The 21,081-nt window shown below is 65.7% G+C and carries 20 protein-coding genes and 2 pseudogenes; 8 read left to right on the top strand and 14 right to left on the bottom strand.

Features of this window, described 5'->3' with window-relative positions; all coding sequences use genetic code 11:
- The first annotated feature begins 40 nt into the window (after positions 1 to 40).
- Complete coding sequence (locus tag A3Q37_RS37065) at positions 41 to 193, top strand: hypothetical protein (RefSeq protein ID WP_176711309.1); 153 nt, start codon at positions 41 to 43, stop codon at positions 191 to 193.
- A gap of 622 nt (positions 194 to 815) precedes the next feature.
- Here the strand turns inward: A3Q37_RS37065 and A3Q37_RS01480 are convergent.
- The 5 genes from A3Q37_RS01480 to rpmG all read right to left on the bottom strand — a co-directional run bounded on the left by A3Q37_RS01480 (position 816) and on the right by rpmG (position 3,152).
- The gene (locus A3Q37_RS01480; RefSeq protein WP_065476444.1) at positions 816 to 1,118 is read right to left on the bottom strand and encodes a hypothetical protein; all 303 of its coding nucleotides are present in this window, start codon (positions 1,116 to 1,118) and stop codon (positions 816 to 818) included.
- Between the two features lie 163 nt (positions 1,119 to 1,281).
- Positions 1,282 to 1,524: a 30S ribosomal protein S18 gene (rpsR, locus tag A3Q37_RS01475; protein WP_065476441.1), complete on the bottom strand. Its 243-nt coding sequence runs from the start codon at positions 1,522 to 1,524 to the stop codon at positions 1,282 to 1,284.
- Between the two features lie 28 nt (positions 1,525 to 1,552).
- A complete protein-coding gene (locus tag A3Q37_RS01470; RefSeq protein ID WP_065476438.1) occupies positions 1,553 to 2,707 on the bottom strand; it encodes a GTP-binding protein in 1,155 nt (384 codons plus the stop codon).
- The gene (locus tag A3Q37_RS01465) at positions 2,707 to 2,961 is read right to left on the bottom strand and encodes a type B 50S ribosomal protein L31 (protein WP_065476435.1); all 255 of its coding nucleotides are present in this window, start codon (positions 2,959 to 2,961) and stop codon (positions 2,707 to 2,709) included. Before A3Q37_RS01465 ends, A3Q37_RS01470 begins: the two co-directional genes overlap by 1 nt.
- A 26-nt stretch (positions 2,962 to 2,987) precedes the next feature.
- The gene (rpmG, locus tag A3Q37_RS01460) at positions 2,988 to 3,152 is read right to left on the bottom strand and encodes a 50S ribosomal protein L33 (protein ID WP_065476432.1); all 165 of its coding nucleotides are present in this window, start codon (positions 3,150 to 3,152) and stop codon (positions 2,988 to 2,990) included.
- A 69-nt stretch (positions 3,153 to 3,221) separates the two neighbouring features.
- Here rpmG and rpmB point away from each other — a divergent pair, with 69 nt between their 5' ends.
- On the top strand, positions 3,222 to 3,458 hold the full coding sequence (rpmB, locus tag A3Q37_RS01455) for a 50S ribosomal protein L28 (protein ID WP_065476429.1): 237 nt from the start codon (positions 3,222 to 3,224) through the stop codon (positions 3,456 to 3,458).
- Positions 3,458 to 3,763, top strand: coding sequence for a 30S ribosomal protein S14 (gene rpsN / locus A3Q37_RS01450; RefSeq protein ID WP_065476428.1), 306 nt, complete (start codon positions 3,458 to 3,460; stop codon positions 3,761 to 3,763). The genes rpmB and rpsN overlap by 1 nt, the downstream gene beginning before the upstream one ends.
- A gap of 98 nt (positions 3,764 to 3,861) precedes the next feature.
- On the opposite strand, the gene aztD is transcribed toward rpsN, so the two are convergent.
- Genes aztD through aztB form a run of 4 tightly spaced genes read right to left on the bottom strand, consistent with a single transcriptional unit; the run spans position 3,862 to position 8,139 of the window.
- Positions 3,862 to 5,055 carry a zinc metallochaperone AztD gene (gene aztD, locus A3Q37_RS01445; RefSeq protein WP_065476423.1) on the bottom strand — a complete coding sequence of 398 codons (1,194 nt, stop codon included), beginning with the start codon at positions 5,053 to 5,055 and terminating at the stop codon, positions 3,862 to 3,864.
- Between the two features lie 50 nt (positions 5,056 to 5,105).
- Positions 5,106 to 6,059 carry a zinc ABC transporter substrate-binding protein AztC gene (gene aztC / locus A3Q37_RS01440; protein ID WP_065476420.1) on the bottom strand — a complete coding sequence of 318 codons (954 nt, stop codon included), beginning with the start codon at positions 6,057 to 6,059 and terminating at the stop codon, positions 5,106 to 5,108.
- Positions 6,056 to 7,270, bottom strand: a complete 1,215-nt coding sequence (locus A3Q37_RS01435) for a hypothetical protein (RefSeq protein ID WP_065476417.1) — start codon at positions 7,268 to 7,270, stop codon at positions 6,056 to 6,058. The genes aztC and A3Q37_RS01435 overlap by 4 nt, the downstream gene beginning before the upstream one ends.
- Positions 7,267 to 8,139, bottom strand: coding sequence for a zinc ABC transporter permease AztB (gene aztB / locus A3Q37_RS01430; RefSeq protein WP_065476733.1), 873 nt, complete (start codon positions 8,137 to 8,139; stop codon positions 7,267 to 7,269). Before aztB ends, A3Q37_RS01435 begins: the two co-directional genes overlap by 4 nt.
- A gap of 62 nt (positions 8,140 to 8,201) precedes the next feature.
- On the opposite strand from aztB, the gene aztA reads away from it, so the two are divergent.
- Positions 8,202 to 8,903 carry a zinc ABC transporter ATP-binding protein AztA gene (gene aztA, locus A3Q37_RS01425; protein WP_065476414.1) on the top strand — a complete coding sequence of 234 codons (702 nt, stop codon included), beginning with the start codon at positions 8,202 to 8,204 and terminating at the stop codon, positions 8,901 to 8,903.
- A 76-nt stretch (positions 8,904 to 8,979) separates the two neighbouring features.
- Here aztA and A3Q37_RS01420 read toward each other — a convergent pair whose 3' ends face one another.
- Both A3Q37_RS01420 and A3Q37_RS01415 read right to left on the bottom strand, forming a co-directional pair.
- Positions 8,980 to 9,771 carry a TIGR03943 family putative permease subunit gene (locus A3Q37_RS01420; RefSeq protein ID WP_255311700.1) on the bottom strand — a complete coding sequence of 264 codons (792 nt, stop codon included), beginning with the start codon at positions 9,769 to 9,771 and terminating at the stop codon, positions 8,980 to 8,982.
- Complete coding sequence (locus tag A3Q37_RS01415) at positions 9,756 to 10,781, bottom strand: permease (RefSeq protein WP_079137599.1); 1,026 nt, start codon at positions 10,779 to 10,781, stop codon at positions 9,756 to 9,758. Before A3Q37_RS01415 ends, A3Q37_RS01420 begins: the two co-directional genes overlap by 16 nt.
- A 571-nt stretch (positions 10,782 to 11,352) precedes the next feature.
- Between A3Q37_RS01415 and A3Q37_RS01410 the strand changes: the two genes are divergently transcribed.
- Positions 11,353 to 12,534 (top strand): GTP-binding protein, encoded by a 1,182-nt coding sequence (locus A3Q37_RS01410; protein ID WP_255311699.1) that lies wholly within the window; start codon positions 11,353 to 11,355, stop codon positions 12,532 to 12,534.
- Positions 12,535 to 12,778: 244 nt separating this feature from the next.
- Here the strand turns inward: A3Q37_RS01410 and A3Q37_RS37060 are convergent.
- The 3 genes and pseudogenes from A3Q37_RS37060 to rpmF all read right to left on the bottom strand — a co-directional run.
- Positions 12,779 to 13,540 (bottom strand): annotated as a pseudogene (locus A3Q37_RS37060) (class I SAM-dependent methyltransferase); the annotation flags it as partial.
- A 207-nt stretch (positions 13,541 to 13,747) separates the two neighbouring features.
- A pseudogene (locus A3Q37_RS37055) lies at positions 13,748 to 14,902 on the bottom strand (GTP-binding protein); the annotation flags it as partial.
- A gap of 8 nt (positions 14,903 to 14,910) precedes the next feature.
- Positions 14,911 to 15,081: a 50S ribosomal protein L32 gene (rpmF, locus tag A3Q37_RS01400; protein ID WP_065476412.1), complete on the bottom strand. Its 171-nt coding sequence runs from the start codon at positions 15,079 to 15,081 to the stop codon at positions 14,911 to 14,913.
- A gap of 779 nt (positions 15,082 to 15,860) precedes the next feature.
- Between rpmF and A3Q37_RS01390 the strand changes: the two genes are divergently transcribed.
- The 3 genes from A3Q37_RS01390 to A3Q37_RS01380 all read left to right on the top strand — a co-directional run bounded on the left by A3Q37_RS01390 (position 15,861) and on the right by A3Q37_RS01380 (position 21,077).
- Complete coding sequence (locus A3Q37_RS01390) at positions 15,861 to 17,027, top strand: GTP-binding protein (protein ID WP_255311707.1); 1,167 nt, start codon at positions 15,861 to 15,863, stop codon at positions 17,025 to 17,027.
- A gap of 260 nt (positions 17,028 to 17,287) precedes the next feature.
- Positions 17,288 to 19,321 carry a choice-of-anchor M domain-containing protein gene (locus tag A3Q37_RS01385; protein WP_079137596.1) on the top strand — a complete coding sequence of 678 codons (2,034 nt, stop codon included), beginning with the start codon at positions 17,288 to 17,290 and terminating at the stop codon, positions 19,319 to 19,321.
- 163 nt (positions 19,322 to 19,484) lie between these two features.
- Positions 19,485 to 21,077 (top strand): anchored repeat ABC transporter, substrate-binding protein, encoded by a 1,593-nt coding sequence (locus A3Q37_RS01380; RefSeq protein ID WP_255311698.1) that lies wholly within the window; start codon positions 19,485 to 19,487, stop codon positions 21,075 to 21,077.
- Positions 21,078 to 21,081: the final 4 nt, after the last annotated feature.

The following is a 21,081-nucleotide window of genomic DNA, read 5'->3' as shown; positions in this document are numbered from 1 at the left end:
TCTGAGTACCCGGTCGTGCGCGTACGCGGACGCCGAAGCCGTGGCCTTCGTCGACGACCTCGCCGATAAGGGCGCCGAGTTGATGCGGGCTACCACCCTGATCGCCGATGAGCTTGTGCAGGCTTTCGGGATCCCTGAGGTCGCATTCACTGACCAGACGGCAGCCTCCGCTCGTCAACACGACTTGGCCTAGCAGGGCTTCGTACGGAGACCCGCTCCTCGACCCGAGCTGGTGCCGGACTCGGCGATGTGCAGGAGGCTGTGGGTGTTCCGGCGCGTGTCGGCACCTCGGCTGAGCCTCGTACTGCTGAGGGGGCTACCGCCCGGTGGCAGCCGACCAGCTCGGGCCCTTGGCCGAGCGAGAGGTGTGATCGCCCGGGCCCCAGACGTCGATTCCGCATGTATCTGCGCTCAGCGGCATGCGGCCGAGGCTCGCAAGCAAATCGCCAGGGGGGGGTGAACAGCGAGCCTCGCGATCACGGGCGAGGCGGAAACCCATGTCGATCGAGGTGATGGGCGGGGCGGCGCGGGCACTCACCACGAGATCGTGATCGGGGACCCGGTCACTGAGGTTCGCATCGTGGACGAAATCCGCAGCGGTCTTCTCACCCGATGGTCTCGCGGAGGCCGGCGCTAGGCAACCAACACAGAACCAGAGCGGACATTGGCCGCTGCCGCCGATTCCGCTACAAGCTGCAGCTTTGGTGCCTGGACTCGCTGGCACCACTTCTTGTACACGCCCCTGAACGGCACGAAGGCGAGATGCGGGGTACTGCCCTGAATGGTGCGGTGCCCCGTATCTCGCCGTGCGCGTGTCAGTGATCGTCCCAGTGGCCGTCGTGCTCGGCGTGGCGGTGGCCATCGTGGACATAGTCCACGTGATCATCGTGCGGAACGGCGACATGGCCGCAGTTCTCACCGTGCTGGTGATCATGGTCGGCATGGACCGAGTGCTGGGGGTTTACGCACTCGTCCGCGTGGTCGCCGTGCATGCGGTGGAGGTGATTGTCGTGTGCGTAGTCGACGTGGTCTCCGTGGGGTACCGCGACATGCCCGCAGCCCGAGGTGTGCTTGTGCGGGTGATCGAGGTGGGGGTGGTGTGCCGTCGTGGCAGACATCCTGGATGCTCCTCTTCGACTGAGCGTGGTCGGGCCCACGGAAGCGCAACCGCACTTCCGGCATATTCCGACCATATCGCCCTGCTCGATCAGGTGCCCTTCGGGAAACGCCGAGGTGGCGAGACCTTGCCCATCGGGCAATCACGGCTGCACCGCAGCGGAATCACTTGCTGGAACTGGAGTACGGGAGAAGGGCCATCTCGCGGGCGTTCTTGATGGCTGCGGCCACCTGGCGCTGTTGCTGGGCGCTGATCCGCGTGACGCGGCGGCTGCGGATCTTCCCCCGGTCGGAGATGAACTTCCGTAGCAGGTTGGTGTCCTTGTAGTCGATGTACGTGATCTTTGCCGCGTCGAGCGGATTCGGGCGGGCCTTCACAGGCCTGTGGGAATTGGGGTGGCGGGCCATCTGGGTCCTTCGCGGGGAAGAGGTGGATTCAGTGGACTGGATCGAGTATGTCGTCGAAAGCGGGAGGCAGGCTCTTCCACGCTTCTCGCCCGGCTGCATACTCCGCGTTGGTGAGCAGGCACGACTCAAGGAGGGCCGAGACACCCTCGCGGTCGAGGTCAGGGGAGACGAAGACCAGGTGCTGGCAGCAGTCGCCGTGCTCTGGGTGCCAGTCGAGAGCTGCAGCCGCGCGGCGGAACGGCGGCACCATGTCCCAGGCGGCGTCAGGCAGGGAAGCCAGCCAGGGGCCGTTGTCCTCAATGCACAGAGCGCCGCCGGCGGCATCCCACGAAAGGAGGGTGTCGGGCCGGTCGGCGAGCCAGAAACGGCCGCGGCTGCGTGCTGCCGCGCAGCACAGATCTTCCAGGGCCTCATAAAGGCGTTCAGGGTGAAAGGGCCGGTGCTGTCGCCAAACGAGGGTGCTGACACCGCATTCGTCCGCTTCCTGGGGAAGAAGTGCGCAGGCCGGGTGCTGGGCGGCGCCTGCCGCCTCTACGTCGAAGCCGGAGAGGGCCAGTGAAGTCAGCGTGTCCGACCCGGCCGCTGCCTGCGACGCAGTCGGGTGCAGCTGCCCGACGAGTGCGCGGTCTGTTTCATCAGCTTCCTCGCTTTCCACGAGGGCAATCACGGAGGAGTACTCCAGCTGTCGGGCCCAGGTGTCCCCGACGGTGCGCTGATCGGTGGCGGCTGCCGCAAGCCCTGCTTCTGCCAGGTCGTCGCCGTTCACCAAGTAGGGCAGGACAAGAGCTGGATCGACGGCGGCAACGACGCTTTTCACTTCCGCCCATCCGCTGCCGTGCGTGGCGATGACCTCGGCCATGGCCGAGGGTTCGACAGAGTCCCAGAGCTCGAGGACTGCCAGCCGGGGGGTGTCGTCAGCGGCCAGTCGCTCCAGCTCGGGAATCAGATCCTCGCGCAGCGCGCAGCAGGCGCAGTCGTTGACGAGCGGTACGTCACCGCTTGACTTCACTCCGCTCGCGTCGCGCACAGTGCGGCGTACGGTCCCTTCGACTGCCGAGGACAGGTCGTGGTGCAGGACGACACTGCCGGGGACGCTGTTGAGCAGCCCTTCCACCACTTCTCGCCGAGCGTCGGAATGGAGCCCGTTGACGATGATGACGGGCAGCTTCTGATTGGTCTCCATCACCGATCCGCTCGGGGGCCGTAGCGGCGCTCGAAGCGCTCGACGCGTCCGGCGGTGTCCAGGACGCGGGCGGTGCCCGTGTAGAAGGGGTGGCTCGCGGAGGAGATCTCCACGTCGACCACCGGGTAGGTGTTGCCGTCCTCCCAGGTGACGGTGCGGTCGCTGGTCATGGTCGAGCGGGTCAGGAACGCGAAGTCGGCGGCCTTGTCGCGGAAGACGACGGGGCCGTAGGAGGGGTGGATTGCGGGCTTCATGGGGGTGTCCTAGGTGTCTGGGCGGGTCAGCGCTCTTCGCGGAAGTCCACGTGTCGGCGGACCATCGGGTCGTACTTCCGCAGGACGAGCCTGTCCGGGTTGTTCCGTCGGTTCTTGCGGGTCACGTAGGTGTAACCGGTGCCCGCCGTGGAGCGGAGCTTGATGATCGGGCGTACCTCGTTGCGAGCCATGAGGCTAGTATATGGGAATGGTTTCCATGTTCAAGAATGGGGCCATGCTCATGAGAGGCAGGTAACACCGTGTCCGCCCACTGCCAACTGACCGGCGCACAGCCGGGCTTCGGCAACAACATCTCCCACTCGCACCGGCGTAGCTCACGCCGGTTCGATCCGAACATTCAGCGCAAGCGCTACTGGCTCCCCGCTGAGGGGCGCCACGTTCGTCTGACATTGAGCGCCAAGGCCATCAAGACCATCGACAACATCGGCATCGAAGCCGCGGTCGCGCGCATCCGCGCTCGGGGAGGAAAGGTCTGATGGCGAAGAAGAGCAAGATCGCGCAGAACGAGAAGCGCAAGGCCACAGTCGAGCGGTACGCGGCCCGTCGCGCTGAGCTGAAGGAAATCATCCGCCGTCCCGGCACCCCGGAAGGGGAAAGGGTCGCTGCGGTCGAGGAGCTGAGGCGTCAGCCGCGTAACGCAAGCGCCACGCGTGTGCGGAACAGGGACAGCGTGGACGGCCGCCCTCGGGGCCACCTGCGCAAGTTCGGACTCTCGCGTGTCCGTGTGCGTGAGCAGGCCCACGCAGGGTTCCTCCCCGGGGTGACCAAGTCGTCCTGGTGAGTGCCGCTCACCGGGGGAAGCTGTGACATGGGGAGGGGCGTGTCAACCTGATCAGGTTGACACGCCCCTCCCCATTATTCGTGCGGCCGCTTGAGCGGTCAGTGCTTCTTGACGCCACTCAGCTCGTTGGGCGCCTTCGGCAGATCCGTCGAGGCGGTCTGCTTCCCGGTCTCCAGATCGATGGCCAGGATCTTCTTCGCACCGGGGTCGGAGACGTAAGCAGTGTGGTCACGCACGAACAGGCTCGGGCGAGACTGCTGCCAGTCGAGCGGCTCCTGCCAGGAACCAAGGGCAGGGATCTGCTTGGTCACCTTGCCGGAGAGCGGATCGATGACATGGATCTTGCCGTCGGTCCCCAGTACAAGGGCCTCGCCGTGCGGTCCGCGAGACAAGGAGCGGAAGGTGTAGCTGGTGCCGATGTCGACGAGGCGCATCTTGCCCGTCTCCGTGTCGATCAGCGAGACCTGCTCCGGCCGCTCCAGTTCGGCGTCCGGGTCCTTCTTGAAGTCGCCGAGAACAACATGCGACGCGTCGGATCCGGCCTGGTTGCCGATCCTGCCGTACTCGCCGGGGCTCTTCACCTTCTTGATCTTTCCGTCCTTGTAGATCAGGACGCCGTCCTCGCAGCCGATCACTACGGCCTCGTTCTTCGCTGTGGCCTCGCCGTGAACGCCGGGGCATTCTTCGCTGCGCGTGATCTCCTTGCGGTCCTTGTCCAGGACCATGATGCCGACACGCTTCTCCTCCGTGCCAAGCGTGGTCACCAGCTCGCCATTCGCCAGCTCGATCGCAACGCCGTGGTGCGGCTCGGCTGAGGTGTACTTCTCGCTGTCGGGCTTGGCCGCGCCGAGATCGGCAGGGTCGAAGATCGTGACCTCGCCGGTACCGTCGGAGAAGAGGATGGTCTTGCCGGCGTGGCGTACGACGTGGCCGGGCTTGCTGCCCGCGAACTCTACGTCGGTCAGCTTCTGGCCCGCCGCGTCCATGACGCGGAAGCCCGTAGCGGTCGAGACCATGACGTGGCGGTCGTCGCCGGCCGGGTTGACGCGGTTGAACCCCTCCAGGGGTATGTCCTTCGTGACCTTCAACGTCGAGCCGTCGAGTACGTACAGACCGCCGTCGTAGGTGGTCACGAGCGGGTCCTTGACCAGTGCGGCGGGTGCGTCGGACGCGGTCCTCGGCTTCTCTGCGGTGGGGGATCCCTTGTCGCCACCGCATGCGGTGAGCGCGACGGATGCCACCAGCAGGACCGTGGTCGCTGCGGTCGCCCGGGAGCGTACTCCATGCTTCATTACAGGATCTTTCCTTTCCAAGCTGCCGCTCAAGAGCGGCGGCAGCACGTCTATCGGGGGTTGAGGCCCTCAGCGATGGCGGTGGTGTTGGCGCGCATCATTTCCAGGTAGGTGGCCGCACCTTTGCCTTCGGCCGTAAGAGACTCCGAGAACAGCTTCATGACGCGTACGTCGATCCCGCTCTCGTTCTTGAGTACGTGGGCGAGCCGGTCCGGCTGAGAGGAGTCTGCGAAGATGGCCTTGACGTTCGCCTTCTCGATCGCGCCGGCCAGGGACTTGAGGTCTGAGGCGCTGGGTGAGGCAAGAGTCGTCCCGCTGGGAATCACAGCGCCGACCACTCGGAAGTCGAAGCGCTGTGCCAGGTATCCGAACACGTGGTGGTTGGTCACCAGTTGGCGGCTTTCAGCGGGGATCGCATCGAAGCGCTCCCGCATCCACCGGGTGAGTTCGGAAACCTTCGCACCGTAGGCGGAGGCGTTCCGCTCGATCGCTGACCTGTCGGCCCCCTTCACGTGCTCGATGAGGTCTTCGGCGATGAGCTCCACGGCGTCCGAGACCCTCTTGGGGTCTGTCCAGAAGTGAGGGTCGGGCTCGTCTGCCGACTCGCCGGCTACGTAGGTGATGGGGGCGACGGAGTCTCCGACGGCCAGAGTGGGGACGCCGGATTCCCTCGCGGCCTCCACATGGCGCAGTACGTTCTCCTCCAGGCCGAGACCGTTGTAGACGACGAGGTCGGCCTGTTCGATGGCTGCGGCCTGCGGGGCGGAGATGCCGAAGGAGTGCGGGTCGGCGTTGGCTTTCATGAGCACCGTGACATCGGCCTCGTCGCCGACGATATTGCGTGTGATGTCACCCAGGATGTTGGTGGTGACGACCACAGTGGGGCGCCCCTGACCATTTGTGGAGCAGCCGACCAGTGTTACGGACAGGCAGGCGAGGGAGACCAGGAGAGATATGAGTGCCAGGGGAGAGCGGCTCGGGCGGAATCCTGTGCGGGCGGTCATCGGCCGGTCTCCACCATGTGTGTGGGGGAGAGGTCGAGTTTGAAGGTCCGAGCCATGCGGAGCTGGTCGTTGTAGTCGACCTCGTAGACCTTCCGCGAAGCGGCGTCGTTGATGTACGCACGGCTCGTGTCCACCTGTATGGACGAGGAATCGAGCGGTGTGGTGAGCACCCGCTTGTCGGCGGTCCGCTTGCCCGTGGAGATGTCGTAGGCGGCGAGGACGCCGTCCTTACCGAGCGCCAGCAGGGGCGAGCCCTCTCCTGCCGTGTTGGCCGATATGACGGGACCCGTATTGATGCGCTTCCACGAGCGTTTGGTCACGTCGAGCACCCACACCGCGTCCCTGCCGGACGGGCTCACCAGGGTCGTACTGCCGGGCCGATGGCGGAACTCCAGCGCGCGGTACCCAGCGTCGACATCGCTGTTGTAAGGGATCTTCTCCGCGGTGAATGTCTCCTTCTTCTCGCTGACTAGGAGAGCGCCGTCCGAGCAGCCGAACACCACGCCTCGGCGCGTCACTGCTTCTCCGTGCGGCTGCGGGCACTGCTCGGAGAGCGAGGAGACCCTTGCGCCCTTCCGATCGCGCACTTCTACGGAAGTGTTCGCCGCCCCGGCTCCCGCGACGAGGAGGTGCTCCTTGTAGGGAACGACAGCTCCGGAGCCCGCGTCGGGAAGGGAGCGGCTGTCTCCAACCGCACCTCCCTCGGACACCTTGCGGTCAAGAAGTCGGGCCGCGCCGCTGGATGAGGTGACCGCAGTGACTGCTGGATCGCTGTGGATGGCTCTTGGTGAGGCTCCCGGAATGGTTCCGACGTCACGTATGGCAGCTCGGTAGTAGTGAACATGGTCGCCGTGGTCGACCATCCATGCGCCGCTGTCCACCACGCGGGTGCCGTTTCCGGTGCTGAGGTAGGCGAAACGGCCGTCGGTGCGTATCGCCTTCACGCCGGTTGCCGGTTTGAGCGGCTTGACGTCGCCGGTGATGAGATCCAGCGTGCGGATCGAGCCGGTGCCGGCGTCGGCGATCACGAGGCGAGACTGCTGCTCCGCAGCCTCCTCGGCCCCTTCGATATAACCGTGCGGGGTGGCTGAGGGCTGGGGCTTTCGGTCTGCCGCATCACCGTTACCACCTTGGCAGCCGGAGAGCAGAGCAGCGCCGGCGAGCACGGCGAGCAGGACGATGGCGGTTCGGGACTTCCTGAGGGTTGTCATGAGGACATTTCCGTACGGGGAGTTAGGCGGGAGGCGGGGCGCGCGTACTGGGAGCGTCTGTCGCGGAGGGCGGAAGCCACTGTGGAGATCAGGAACTGGAGGACCGCGGTTGCGGCAATCGTCGCTCCGGCAGCCGTGTGGAGGTGCCACGAGAGCAGCAACCCGAAAAAGGTGGCGGTGGTCCCGAGGCATCCTGCACCGAGCATGATCATCGGAATACGTCGAGCCCACGGCAGCATCGCTGCGGGAGGTGCGATGAGCAGGCCGAAGACGAGCAGAGTCCCCACAACGTGGAAGGAGGCGACGATGGCCAGCGTGAGTAGGCCGAGCAAGGCCGCGTGTGCGACGCGTGGTCGCATGTGCAACGTGTGCGCTTTGCGCTCGTCGAAAGCGAGAGCGACGAAGGGCCGGTAGCCAACTGCGGAGACTGCCAGTGCCGCCACCAGGGCTATCGCGAGGTAGGCAAGGTCACTCGGTCGCACGGCGAGCACGTCGCCGAAGAGGAACCCGGTCAGGTCGACGGCGAACGACTGCGACCTGGAGACGATGATGACCCCGAGCGACAGCATTCCCACGAAGAGCAGGCCGATGCTCGTGTCCTGTGAGAGCCGTGGGGTGCGGCTGAGAGCGCTGACGCCGAGGGCCATCACGGCCGCACTGACCGCCGCTCCGAGTAGCAGGTTCCCTCCGAGGAGGGAGGCGAGCGCGATCCCTGGCAGCATCCCGTGCGACATGGCGTCCCCGAAGAAGGCCATGCCTCGGAGGACCACCCAGGTTCCGGCAAGAGCGCAGATCAGAGACACGAGGATGCCGCCCCACAGGGCTCGCTGGACAAAGGCCACCTCGAAGGGGCCCAGCAACCATTCCATGTAGCGGGACACTACAATGAAAATCATTATCACTACAAACAAGCGTGATGGGATGAGTCGAAGTGCGTCAACAAGTGGTGCTCGCCGGGGTCGCCGCCGGATACCCCGGTCGGCGGGTCCTTTCGCAACTGACCGCGCAGATACCGGCGTTCGCCACGACGGCTGTGGTCGGGCCCAATGGCTCCGGGAAGTCCACGCTCCTGGGAGTGATCGCGGGAGTGAACCAGATCACGGCCGGAGAGGTGGAGCACCACTCGGCCAGGCGTGCGGCCTTCGTGGTCCAGCGGAGCAGGGTCTCCGACGTGCTCCCCCTCACGGTGCGGGAAACGGTTGCGATGGGAAGGTGGGCCCACCTCGGCCCGTGGCGCAGGTTGAGCAGCGCTGATTGGGCAGTTGTCGAGTCCAGCATGGAAAGGCTGAACATCGCTGACCTCTCCCGTCGGCAGCTGGGGGAGCTGTCGGGTGGTCAGCGTCAGCGTGCGCTGGTAGCCCAGGGGCTTGCGCAGGAGGCCGACCTTCTCCTGCTCGACGAGCCGACCACCGGTCTGGACGTGACGGCTCAGGGCCTGATCTCGGACGTCCTGGCCGAGGTGGTGGCGAGCGGGGGCACGGTGGTGCAGGCCACCCATGATCTACAGGCGGCCAGAGCGGCCGACCATGTACTGCTCCTCCAGGATGGGCGGCTTTCCGGTAGCGGGCATCCGGACGCGGTTCTCACTGATGAGGCGATTGAGCACGTCTGGCAGATTCCGCGCCGCCGCTAGGAGTGGTTCAACGGGTGCCGGAGAGCGCGGTTCAGGCGCAACGGGTGCGCTGCACTCGACACTCAGGGGTGAAGTCTCAGTCGCTGGGAGGCCGGTCGATATACGGGGCGGAGGGCTGGGTGATTCGGAGTACATCCGAGACGTCCAACGCCACGGTGGCAGTGGGTGTGCCGAAGACGCCCTTCGGGTGCCAGGATCCCGTCACCCGGACCCATGCGTCAGCCGGTGGGGGTCGTACACCGTGCATGCGCACTGTCAGAGACTGGGAATCGGCGGCGCAGCAGGCGATCAAGAGCCGCGTCAGGTCCCAGGAGCCGTCCTCGCGGGGGGTGACGAACCCTTGCAGGACGACACGGCGCTCGGGGAGGGTGCCTCCGCGGTCCTGCTGGACCCGGGCGGTGAACTCGGTGAGGGAGAGCGGGACATCGCCGCTCTCCGGCAGAGGGCGGAAGCGGCCGTGGGCTTCGACCACCTTGTCGCTGCCGCGGGCCGCCGTGTAAGAACCGAGCGCGGGAGGCGCGAAGAACAGGAGAGCCAGCGTCGGGAGCAGCAGCAACCAGGCGACTCGGGGGCTATGGGCATGGCCGTGGTCGTGCTCCACGGAGTGACGGCTCATCGGGAGTGCATCCGAGGCGCCATGTTCGGTCGGTGAGGTCGATCGGGTGCCGACGTGCGCGGGAAGCATCTCCTTGACGATGCCGACCATCCCGGCGGCAAGAAGCACGAGGCCCGAGATGACGAGAAAGGGCTGGAGGCCCGCCTTCACGTAGCGCAGATAGATGTCGTCGAACAGCGAGATGCGCAGGAGGCCGACGCCGGTCAGTAGAAGCAGGAGTGGTTGGGTCGCGCGCCTCACAAGAACCACCACCCTACGACGGTGCTGGTGGCGATGGCGACGACGGCAGTGGCCATCGAGAAGCGAAGGGCGAAAGCGCGGCCGAAAGTGCCTGCCTGCAGGGCGGCCAGCTTCACGTCGACCATCGGGCCGACCACCATGAAGGCAAGCCGCGCGGTCGGTGAGAATCCGGTCAGGGAGGCTGCGACGAATGCGTCCGCTTCGGAGCACACGGCCAGGACGATGGCGAGCACCGAAAGGAAGAGCACGGACAGCCATACCGAGCCGGAGAACGTCTCCAACCATGAACGTGGCATGGAGGTGTTGAAGGTCGCGGCAGCCATCGCGCCGAGCACGAGGAAGCCGCCGGCGTGGAGGAAGTCGTGCTGAAACCCGAGCCGGAACTCGGACCACCGGCTGTGCCCTGTCCGGTGCCCGCGGTTTGCTGCCGACAATTGGAGCCACTCCGGGCGGCCGAGCCGAAGCCATAGCCATCCCATGGTCATGGAGACGGCGAGGGAGGCGATCAGCCGCGCAGCCACCATCTCGGGGCTGCCCGGGAAGGCCATGGCGGTGGAGATGAGCACGATCGGATTCACGGCTGGAGCGGACAGGAGAAAGGCGAAGGCCGCGGCGGGCGGGACGCCGCGCCGGATGAGGCTTCCGGCCACGGGTACCGAAGCGCACTCACAGCCCGGCAGGACGACTCCGGCCGCACTGGCCACGGGTACTGCCAGCTGAGGTTTCCGAGGTAGGGCCTTGCTGAAGGCTTCCGCAGGTACAAAGGCGTTGATGGCGCCGGAGATGAGCGTGCCCAGCACGAGGAACGGCATCGCCTGGACCGCGATGGCGACGCAGGTCGTCTGCCAGGCACGAAATCCTGGGCGGTCCAACCAGCCGATGGCACCACCCTGGATCAGGAGTGCCCCGAGGACCAGCACGGAGACAGCTACCCCGACCCCGGTCGTGGTGTCGATAAGACGGTTCGCACCTTCCTCGTCCGGCTCGACGGCGCGGTGCGCGGGCTCTAGCTCAGGTGCCATATTTGCGACTTACCCCTATTTTGTGGCATTTGACCTACCTGAGGTCTCAGGTTATCCGGTCGATCTGCGTGTCTGTGAGTTCCGTCATGGCGCGTCTCGTCTTGCGTCGCGTGCCGCTCCGGAGGGTGTGAGGCGTGTTATAAAAATGGAAACCATTTCCATTAAGAGGGGTGAGGTCCATGGAGAGGCAGCCGGGCCGTTCGGAAGCGGCAGATGGAAGCCGCCCCTTCACGTTGGTGCTGTGCACCCTCTGCCGCGACGGTAGGGGCGCCGATGTCACGGAAGTCCTGCGGCGCGCAGTCCGACAGTGTTCTCACGGCGTCATGGTGACCACCGGCTGTCTGAGCCGGTTTCTGGACTGCCGAGAGCAAACGGGCGTGTACGCGGCCGTGCAGCCGTGCACCGTGCAGCGTCGCCCGACAGGACCTGCGACGAGGCTGGGGCCCATGGTGACTGAAGACGACGCGACTCGCGTCGCGGACTGGCTACGTGCTGGTATGCCGCGTGGACGTCTGCTGCCGAACTCTCTGCGGGCGGCAGCCGCCTCGCGCCGCACTGCAGGGTTCAACTGATGTCGACGGAGGGATCCAAGGGGCTGCTCAGTGTCGTTACGGGCAACACGCCTGACGCTCGGCGGCGGGCTGTGGAGCGGATCCTGAGCGTCTCACCGCAAGCTGTCGTCATTGCCGTGGCGGTGCAGGACGGGGGCGAGGGGCAGCCGATAGTCCAGCGCAGTATGTCAGGGGTGGACCCGCGGCTTTTGGCGGTCCCGCCTCAGGCTGCGACGGGACGGCCGGCGGTGATTGTCCGGCAGGACCTCCTGTCCCTCCACCGGGTCGCCGGACGCGGCCACGTAGTCCTGGCTCTTCCGGACGACGCGAACGTGCTCCCCTTCCTGGTCGAGCTCTGGCGTTCCGGGAACGATGGCCGCAGCCTGGGCGATCACTACCATTCCGGGCCTGTCCTTGTGGGGGTCGACCCTTCCCGACTTCTGTCAGATATCGCATGCGCTCACCGGGCCACCCCCGTTTGGGAGGGCCGGGGCTACGGCTCCCCCCTCACGCTGGCCGAAGTCGCGGCGCGACAGATCGAGTCGGCGGACGTGCTGATGTTCTTCTCCAGAGGCGACGAGAACTCGAGTGCCCAGGGCGCAGCTGCACTGGCAAGGCAGCTCAACGCAACTGCCGACTACCTACCATCAGATGAGGGTGCGGCGGGGGAGGCGCTCATGAGATGTGCTCCTGCTGGGTTCGTCGACCGCTGGCTCGAGCGTCTGGAGCCCGTGACGACCGTCGGACTTCGGAGGGAGAGCGGTCAGAGGGTTCGATCGGTGCTGTGGCGCTCTCGCCGACCAGTGCATGCCCAGAGGTTGGCGGAGGCTCTTCATCCGGTGATGCAAGGGGTCGTGCGCAGTAAGGGGCATCTGTGGCTCTGCAATCGGCCTGACGCGGTACTGGCGTGGCGTTCAGCCGGGCCTCACCTGCAACTCAGGGAATCGGACCGCTGGCTGGGGCCGGATGACCGCCTGGCGTGGGAGGCGGCCTCGCCGCAACGGCGCACTCTCGCATCTTGGTTCTGGCACGACTACTACGGAGAGAGGCGCAACGAGATCGTCTTCACGGGAGTGGACTTGGATGAGGAACTTCTGCGCTCGACCCTCGACGCGACACTGCTGACGGACCACGAACTGTCTCTCGGGCGGGAAGGGTGGGTTTCGATACACGATCCGTTGCTTGACGTCGAAGGGAATTGAGAAACGCCCCCATTCAAGCCGGGCTCTTCCTGTCCAGCGGTTCTACGGGACAGTGAGATTACGGTGAGCGCGGTCGACGTCCTGTGGAGTACCAGGACGTCGACCGAGACCCCAGTGGCGTCCCCATCCGGGCCAGCCGTATCTCCCAGCGGTGCGTCCGCTCGTTACCGAGGAGCCCTTGCTGCCGAGCGCAGGATGGAGGTTGGGGAGATCTCGAAGGACGTGTGGAAGTGCCTTCTATGCCCTACGGGAGCTGGACGAGGCTGAGTCGATAGTCCTCGACCTGAGGGAGTCGCATCTTCGCGAGGCTGCTGCACGTCTCCTGATATGCGGCCGGCAGGCGATCGAACAGAGCTGGCGGAAGGTTGGCGAGCGTATGCGAGGCGAGCAGTTGTCCGCCTGACACCCAATCGGCGACGTGGGCCGGGTCGCCGCACGACCACCGCATGCGCGCTTCGACTTTGCTCAGTGCGTCGTGCTCGTCCTGGGCGTCGTACATGCCAGGTCCGGCGGTGTCGAGCGCCAGAAGAGAGTGGGGGAAACGGTCAGCGATCAGAGCCACAACCCGCTGCACATCCGCCTCGTCGAGGTAGGGCAGGACCGCCTCGGCGCAGAAGAGGTGGGGGCCGCCGTCTCCCTGTGCGGTGACGATGTCCGTCCAGGCCGTATCCGTTACGGACCCCTCGATCATCCTCCTTCGGGGGGTGTCCTCGAAGAACCTCCGGCGCAGCGCGATCACATCGGGTAGGTCGAGATCGAACCATCGAGCCCTTCCGTTGTCAGCGCGCTCGAAGCGGGTGTTGAGTCCAGTGCCGAGTTCCACGACGGTCCCAGTGGGATTCTCGGAGAGGAAAGCACGCACCCAGGCGTCGAACAACACGGTGCGCAGCACCGAGCCGGCCAGACTGGGGAGTTCGTGGAATTTGGTGAAGTCGTAGTCGATCGAATGGACCATCTCCTCAGCCTTCGGGTCGCGCAAGGCGGCATCGGCCTTTCGGTTCTCCACCGCGCGCCCGTAGAGCGGTATCAGCAGAGTCTCCTGGATGGTGCCCAAGCGAACTTGTCGGTCGGACATGTCGGTCTCCATTCTGTAGGTGCCCGCAGCGAGGAGCCACGACCGGAGCCGCCCCGGCGTCCACGGGTGTGGATGCCAGGGCGGCTGGTGTGTTGCCGGATCGGGCGGTGCCGTGGCTGCGACCACCGCCCGACCCGAGTCGGGAGTTTCGTGCTCACACGCATCGTCGAGGCCGTAGGTCTCCCAAGCGGGGAATGAGTCGGTGAGGGGGGCGGTCTCGCCGTCGGTGAGAAGGCACTCCCTCAAGGCATCCTGCAACGCCTGGGCCCGCAGTCCGGTGCCGATGAAGACCAGTTCTTGACCTTGCGTTGTATCCGTGTCCCGGGCTCCTGACGGTTCGAAGCGGGCGACGGCGCCCGCCTGAGACCACAGTCCCGTCACGCGGGGCCGACTGGCCAGCCAGAAGAATCCCTTCGACCGGAGCACCTGGCCGAAGCGGCCACTGTCCAAGTGCTCAGTCACAAGACTCCAGAGCCGACCGGGGTGGAAGGGGCGCTCGGATCGGAACACGGTCGAGGAGATGCCGTACTCCTCGGTCTCCGGGATGTGGTCTCCGTTGAGTTCCCTGACCCAGCCCGGTGCTTCTTGGGCCCGCTCGACATCGAAGAGCCCTGTGCCGAGGATGTCGCGTGGCTCGATTGCGCCCTGAGTGGCGGGGACGATCCGGGCAACGGGGTTGAGACGCACAAGAGCCGCCTGGAGACGCTCGGATTCCTGTGCGGGAACAAGATCGAGCTTGTTGAGCACGATCACGTCAGCGAACTCGATCTGGTCCATCAGGAGGTCGCTGACGGTTCGCTCGTCGTCCTCGTATTGATCAAGCCCTCGCTCGGCGAGCCCGTCCCCGCCAGTCAGTTCCGGGAGGAAGTTGGCTGCATCGACAACCGTGACCATGGTGTCCAGCCGGGCAAGGTCGCCGAGAGTTGCCCCGTCATCCCGAGGGAAAGAGAACGTGGCGGCCACCGGCATGGGCTCGGAGATGCCACTGGACTCGATGAGCAAGTAGTCGAAGCGGCCCTCGCGGGCCAGCCTGTCGACTTCCTCAAGCAGGTCGTCGCGCAACGTGCAGCAGATGCAGCCGTTGGTCATCTCGACGAGCCGTTCCTCCGTGCGGGAAAGGGCTGCCTCGCCCCCACGGACCAGAGCGGCGTCGATGTTGACCTCGCTCATGTCGTTGACGATCACGGCGACTCGAAGACCGTGCCGGTTGCTCAGGACGTGGTTGAGGAGAGTGGTCTTGCCCGCGCCGAGGAACCCGGACAGCACGGTGACGGGGAGGCGACGGTCGTCCATGGGGCGGTTCACCCCTCGGGACGCAGCAAGCCGCGCTCGTATGCCTTGGCCAGCCGTTGAGGCACCAAGTAGCTGGAGCCGTCCACTGTGATCGGCACGAGTTGAGGCGTGCTGGCCTTCCACTGTGCGCGCCTGTGGCGGGTGTTGCTGCGGGACATCTTGCGTTTGGGGACAGCCATGCGCATCTCCTTGGGATATGACTGAGCCAGCGTATATGAAAATGGATTCCATTGCCAAATAGGCATCCCGGGTGGGCTTCGCGCGGGAAGGTCGGCGGTGAGGCTGCCCGAAGGGGGCCTGTCGGCGTGCGGTGCGATCGCTCGCGCAGTCGCGTCCGTGGCGGCAGGTGGTGGGTGCGCCGAGGGTCGTGGGCTTCCCTGTTGTTCGGCCCGTGTCGGCCGAGTCGGTCGCGTGGGTTCTTGTGGGGCTCGTAGCCGCCCGCCGGTTCTCGGTGCCGGTTGATCGCGAGGGCGGTTGCCCTCCTGGTGGCCGCTCGGGCGTGATATACAAATGGAAACCATTTTCATTAGGGGGTGATGATGCGCAACACTGGACATGCCGAGGCTGGTGCTGGCGTCCTGCGTCCCTACACCCTGATCAGCTGCGCGACCTGTGGTGACCGCGCTGCCCAGGGGGTAATGAGCACTCTGCGTCAAGCTGTTCGGGAGTGCCCGCATGGCGTCATGGTGGTGACGCAGTGCCTCGGGAGCGTTCTCGACTGCACGGCAGGCCGAGGCGCGCATTTCATCGTGCAGCCCTGCACGGAAGGTGGGGCCCCGAGCGCGGCGGCCCTGCCGCTGGGGCCGGTGGCGAGCGCGGCCGAGGCCGAGATGCTTCGAGCGTGGCTGATGGAAGGTGCGCTCGACGCGGGAAGCCTCCCGTCTCTTCTTCGGGCTTCGCGCGCCTGGCGCGCCTCGGGCACCTGATGTCTACGGGCTCGCCGAGGGGCAGGTTGACTGTGGTCATCGGCAATACGCCGCAGAGCCGCGGTGACCTGATCGCTCGGTTGCCGTGTCCCCAGGCCGACCTGGTCGTCCTTTCCGTTTCGGTGACGAAGGCGCATTCGGGGCGCTATCCAGTAGTCCAGCGCTTGGTGAACGCGGGTGATGCGCGGAAGCCTGTGCCGGCCTCCGCGGGTGCGGTCGGCGACCCGGCGATCATCCTGCGGCAGGATCTCATCTCCCTCCGGCGTGCGAACGAGGCGGTTCACGTCGTCTTGGCGCTGCCCGAGGAGATCGACCTCCTGCCGTTCCTTCTCGATCTCTGGCGGCCCAGAATCGGGGCCGCCAGTCTGGAAGACCACTTTGACGCCGCCCCGGTCCTTATGTGTGTGGACCCCGCAGCTTTCACGGAGGAAATTTCCTGTACGCACCGTCAGGTCCAGGTCTGGGGCGCGGGATCCTGCGGTGAGCCTCTTACTGTGGCCGAAGTTGCCGCACGCCAGGTGGAGGCGGCCGATGTCCTTGTTCTGGCACACGTCTCACCAGGCGGTGAAGGTCCGGACCGGGACGCCGCACTTGCCCTGCGTCGCCTCAACGCGCGGGCGGGTATGACCACCCTCCAGGCAATCGGCGTCGGGCGAAAGGCCGCCGGTCATGCCCTCTCGCGTTCACGCCAGGCGGCGCGAGCGCGTGCTGAGTGGGCTGAGCGGCTGGATCCGGTGACTGCTCCGTACGCCCTCTCGGCGTACCCACACTCCGACTCCGGCTTCGTGTGGCGGGCGCGGCGTCCGTTTCACCCGCAGCGACTTATCGATGCGCTGGGGGAGGCGATGGCCGGCGTTGTGCGAAGTCGCGGAGTCATCTGGCTCGCCAATAGGCCCGATGCGCTTCTCACGTGGCGCTCGGCGGGCGGCCACTTGGAGATCGTCGAGGCGGGTCGGTGGTTGGAAGCTCCCGCGTCCGATGCCTGGGTGTCGGCTACGCCTCAACGCCGAACCATGGCCTGCTGGCTTTGGGATGACTACTACGGCGAGCGCCGCAACGAAATCACGTTCACGGGCGAAGGCATGGACAGCTCGCGCATCGCCAGCGCGCTTGACGATGCTCTGCTCCGAAATGAGGAGCTGGCGCTCGGTCGGGAGGGCTGGGCCCGTTGGGAGGACCCCCTCCTTGGCTCGCGGTAAGAAGGATCAAGGGCTGCCGGACAGCAAGTGACGGGCACCGGGGTGAGGTGCGGGCTCGTCCGTGCGATGACCCGGCACTTCAGGGGTGAATCGTGTCCGAGACGACACCCCCAGAGCCTTGATGAAAACGATTATCGTTATATCCTGCTGCTCCGGAAGCCTCGCGCCGACCGCGCTGTGATTCGGACAGTCGGCCTCCAGGGCCGCCCAAATCAGGCGATAGGCCCTCGTAAGCAAGTTGACAGAAAGAGAGATCCGGAATGATCGAAGCGCGCAGACGCTCCAGGTGGCGGCTAGGAACCGCCTCATTCCTCGCCCTGTCCGTGGCCCTGGGGGGAACCTCCCAGGCAGCGGACCCGCTTCTCCTCGACCACGGTCACATCGACGCCTTCAACGTCTCCGTCGAGGAGGGCGAACTCATCCTCGACCTCAAGGAGGACGTCACCGGCTCACACGTCAGGCATGCCGCCGAGGACGTGCTGATGCACGTCAAGGAGGACGCCCGAATAGACAACATCCCGGAGAACTACCCCGGCTCCCCGAGCGGTTACGTACTGCCGCTCACGCAGAACCAGAACCTAATCTGGCCGGGCTGGGACACCAACGGCACGGCAGGCAGCGGCTACACGGATGTCACGATCGACATCCAGGACGTGAGCGGGCCGGGCAAGGTCTACCTGTACACGCTGTCGGGCTTCGGAACGGTAACTTCGCTGTTGGAGGGTGGGGGTTACGAACTGCCCGGCAAGCTGCGGGAGAAGACCCCGGCGCACACGCATGCGCAGTGGACCTTCAGCAAGGCGGGCCAGTACACCCTCACGGCTCAGGCCAAGGCCACCAACCCCGCCAACGGCAAGAGCATCACGAGCAACACCGGTACGTACGCCATCTCGGTCGGTGAAGTGGAGGATCCGAAGCCGACCAGCTTGTCGATCGACGGGCTTGCCGACCACTATCACACCGGCGACCAGGTCGAATTGACGGCGATTCCCAACGTCGAGACCGACCTGGATCACTACCACTGGTACACGCGGGACAGCGCTGACGCGCAATGGAAGGCGGCCGCCGGCGGAAGCGGAGACAGCTACGTCGGTACAGCTGAGTTGGATGGCGAGCAGATCAAGGCCGAGCTGTACGACGAACACCATGAGGTGATCGCATCCTCCGAGCCGGTGACCGTGCACATTGACGACCACGGAGGTGACACCTCAGGAGGCGGCGACAGCACGTCTGGGGCAAACGGTGGCTCGGGCACGGACGGTGGCTCGGGCACAGACGGCGGAGGCAGCGACTCAGGCGGTACCGGCACTGACGGCGGGACGGGCGCGGACGGGGGCTCCAGCTCCGGGACCACGGCGGGCGGCTCCTCAGGAAGCGCGGCAAACGGCGGTGCGACCGCTGGCAGCACCTCTGGCGGTAGCGGCGGTGACAAGCAGATCTGCCTCCCTGTCGAGAAGCAGGGTGAGGCAACGAAGAAGCCGGACTCGGCAGGGGCACTCGTCCTTGACCACGGTCACATCGACGCCTTCAACGTAGGCGCCAAGGATGCGAAGCTCGTGCTGAACCTCAAGGAGGACGTCACCGGCAGCCACGTCACCCGTGCGCCCGAGGGAGTGACCCTCCACGTCAAGCCGGAAGCCCTCACCGCAGACATCCCGTCCGGCTACCCGGGGAGCCCTAAGGGCTACTTGCTGCCGCTGACTCAGGACCCGGACCTGATCTGGCCCGGCTGGGACACCAACGGCACGGCAGGCAGCGGCTACACCGATGTCACCATCGACATCAAGAGCGTGAATGGGCCGGGCAAGGTCTACCTGTACACCACGAACACCTTCGGCGGTGTGACCTCGCTGTTGGAGGGTGGGGGTTACGAACTGCCCGGCAAGCTGCGGGAGAAGACCCCGGCGCACACGCATGCGCAGTGGACCTTCAGCAAGGCGGGCCAGTACACCCTCACGGCTCAGGCCAAGGCCACCAACCCCGCCAACGGCAAGAGCATCACCAGCAACAGCGCCACCTACACCTTCGCGGTTGGTGATGCTCCAGCTCGGGGCGGCGCGCAGAAGGGCACAACGACGCAGACAGCTCTGGTCGGCAAGACGCCTGAGGGCAAGAACTGTGAACTCAGCCCGCAGGACAAGCTGGCCGCCAGCAACCAGCACGACGCACAAGGCAATCTCGCGAGCACCGGCAGCGGCATTCCGATGCCGCTGGTGGTCGGCAGCGTGGTCCTGCTTGTCGCCGGCGTCGTCCTGTTTGTCGTGATGCGGAGGCAGCAGGCAACGCGGAGCTGATACTTCCAGATTCCGAGGTCTCCATCGCGCGAGGTGGGGGAGGGGCCGGCTCGGCCCCTCCCCCACCCGGCATGGTGCTCCATGCCCCTGGCCCGACAGAAAAGTGACAGAGAGATTGACAGTTTCGATGAGCGGTAGAAGCCGTCCAGGGCGACGGCCGCGGGTGCTGTCGGCCGCCGCGGCCGTGCTGGCCATGCTGGTCAGCGGATGCGGCGGAATGTCAAGCCCGCAGGATGAGGAGGAGGAGGTCCGCGTCGTCACGACGACCGGAATCCTTGCCGATCTTGCGCGCAACGTTGGTGGCGAACGAGTGGATGTCAAGGCTCTGGTGCCAGAGGGCGGAGACCCGCACAGTTACGAGCCATCCTTGCGCGACGTACGCGACATCGTCTACGCCGACGCCGCGTTCAGCAACTACCTCATGCTGGAGGAGCAAAACCTCATTCGTGCGCTAGATGCCAATCTCCGCGCTGACGTCGTGAACATCTCGCTGGCCGAACGAGCAGTGAAGTACGCCGCCGAGATCATCCCTCTCGTTGAGCACGTCAACCTGGATACCATCTGGCTCGGCCTCAGGGTCAAGGGCACCGGAGCCGAACTGGGGGCCGACCGTTCCTCGGAGGTACGGCTGAAGGCCACCGGCCTGGATGGGCCTGGCGATCTGATCGGGTATCTCACCGAGACCTTTGGCGAACCCAGCGTGTACTTCGACTCCTCAGATGGCTTCGATGCCGGCGACGGATACCGAAAAGACACCGCGGTGCTGCCACCGGACGCCCATACCCATATGAGTTGGGCCTTCACCCGCCCTGGCGTCTACCGGCTTCAGCTGGCCGCCGAAGCGGTCCCCACTCCGCAGACAAAGCCTGTGCCGCTGGGGGAGGCCACCTTCACCTTCGCGGTAGGCGTCGACCCGCACACCGTGCCGGGAATGGCGGATGCCACTGTGCTTGACGGCGGGCACGCGGACATCACGACCGACTTGGACCGAGCGACGGGCAAGGGCCCGGGCAGCCTCTACCTCTACGCGGACCCCGAGGGAGGCGGAGACGCCCGCCAAGAGATCCACGACCCATCACGGACTGTCATCGAAGTACCGAACAAGGCGCGGACAGAGGTGCCCGGCGACCCTCGGTTCCGGCTGCTCGGTCGAGCCGGCACGAGCATCCATCAGCTTCCCCAAGCAGTCCTCGGACGTCACGTTCACGGAGAGATCGATCCTCATCTGTGGCAGAACGTTCGCAATGCCATCGCCTATGTGAAAATCATCCGCGACACGCTCATCGACATCGACCCCGAATACGCCATCACGTACAGGCGCAATGCGGAACGGTACATCGGGGAACTGGAGAAGCTCGACGCCTACATGGCGGAGACCATCGCCGAGATCCCCGAATCTCGTCGCTATCTCGTGACCACCCACGACGCCTTCGGCTACCTCGGCGAGGCGTACGGCATTGACATCGCCGGATTCGTGACGCCGAACCCGGCCACTGAGCCGAGCCTGACGGAGCGGCGAAAGCTGAGCGAGACCATTAGTAACCTGCACGTCCCCGCCGTATTCCTGGAACCCAATCTCCGTAGTCGCTCCAGCACCCTCGTGCAAGTTGCGAAAGAGAAGAGCGTCGAGGTCTGCCCGATCTACGGAGATGCATTCGACCAGCACGTCACCAGTTACACGGAAATGATGCGAGCCAATGCCGACTCGCTTCGCACTTGCTTGGGCGGAACGACGTCGAAGCGCATGTCCAAGTGAACGT

This window comes from Streptomyces sp. PTY087I2 (genome assembly GCF_001687325.1).
Classification (GTDB): domain Bacteria; phylum Actinomycetota; class Actinomycetes; order Streptomycetales; family Streptomycetaceae; genus Streptomyces.
The sequence above is the reverse complement of the archived record's forward strand: the minus strand, read 5'-3'. Positions and strand labels throughout refer to the sequence as shown.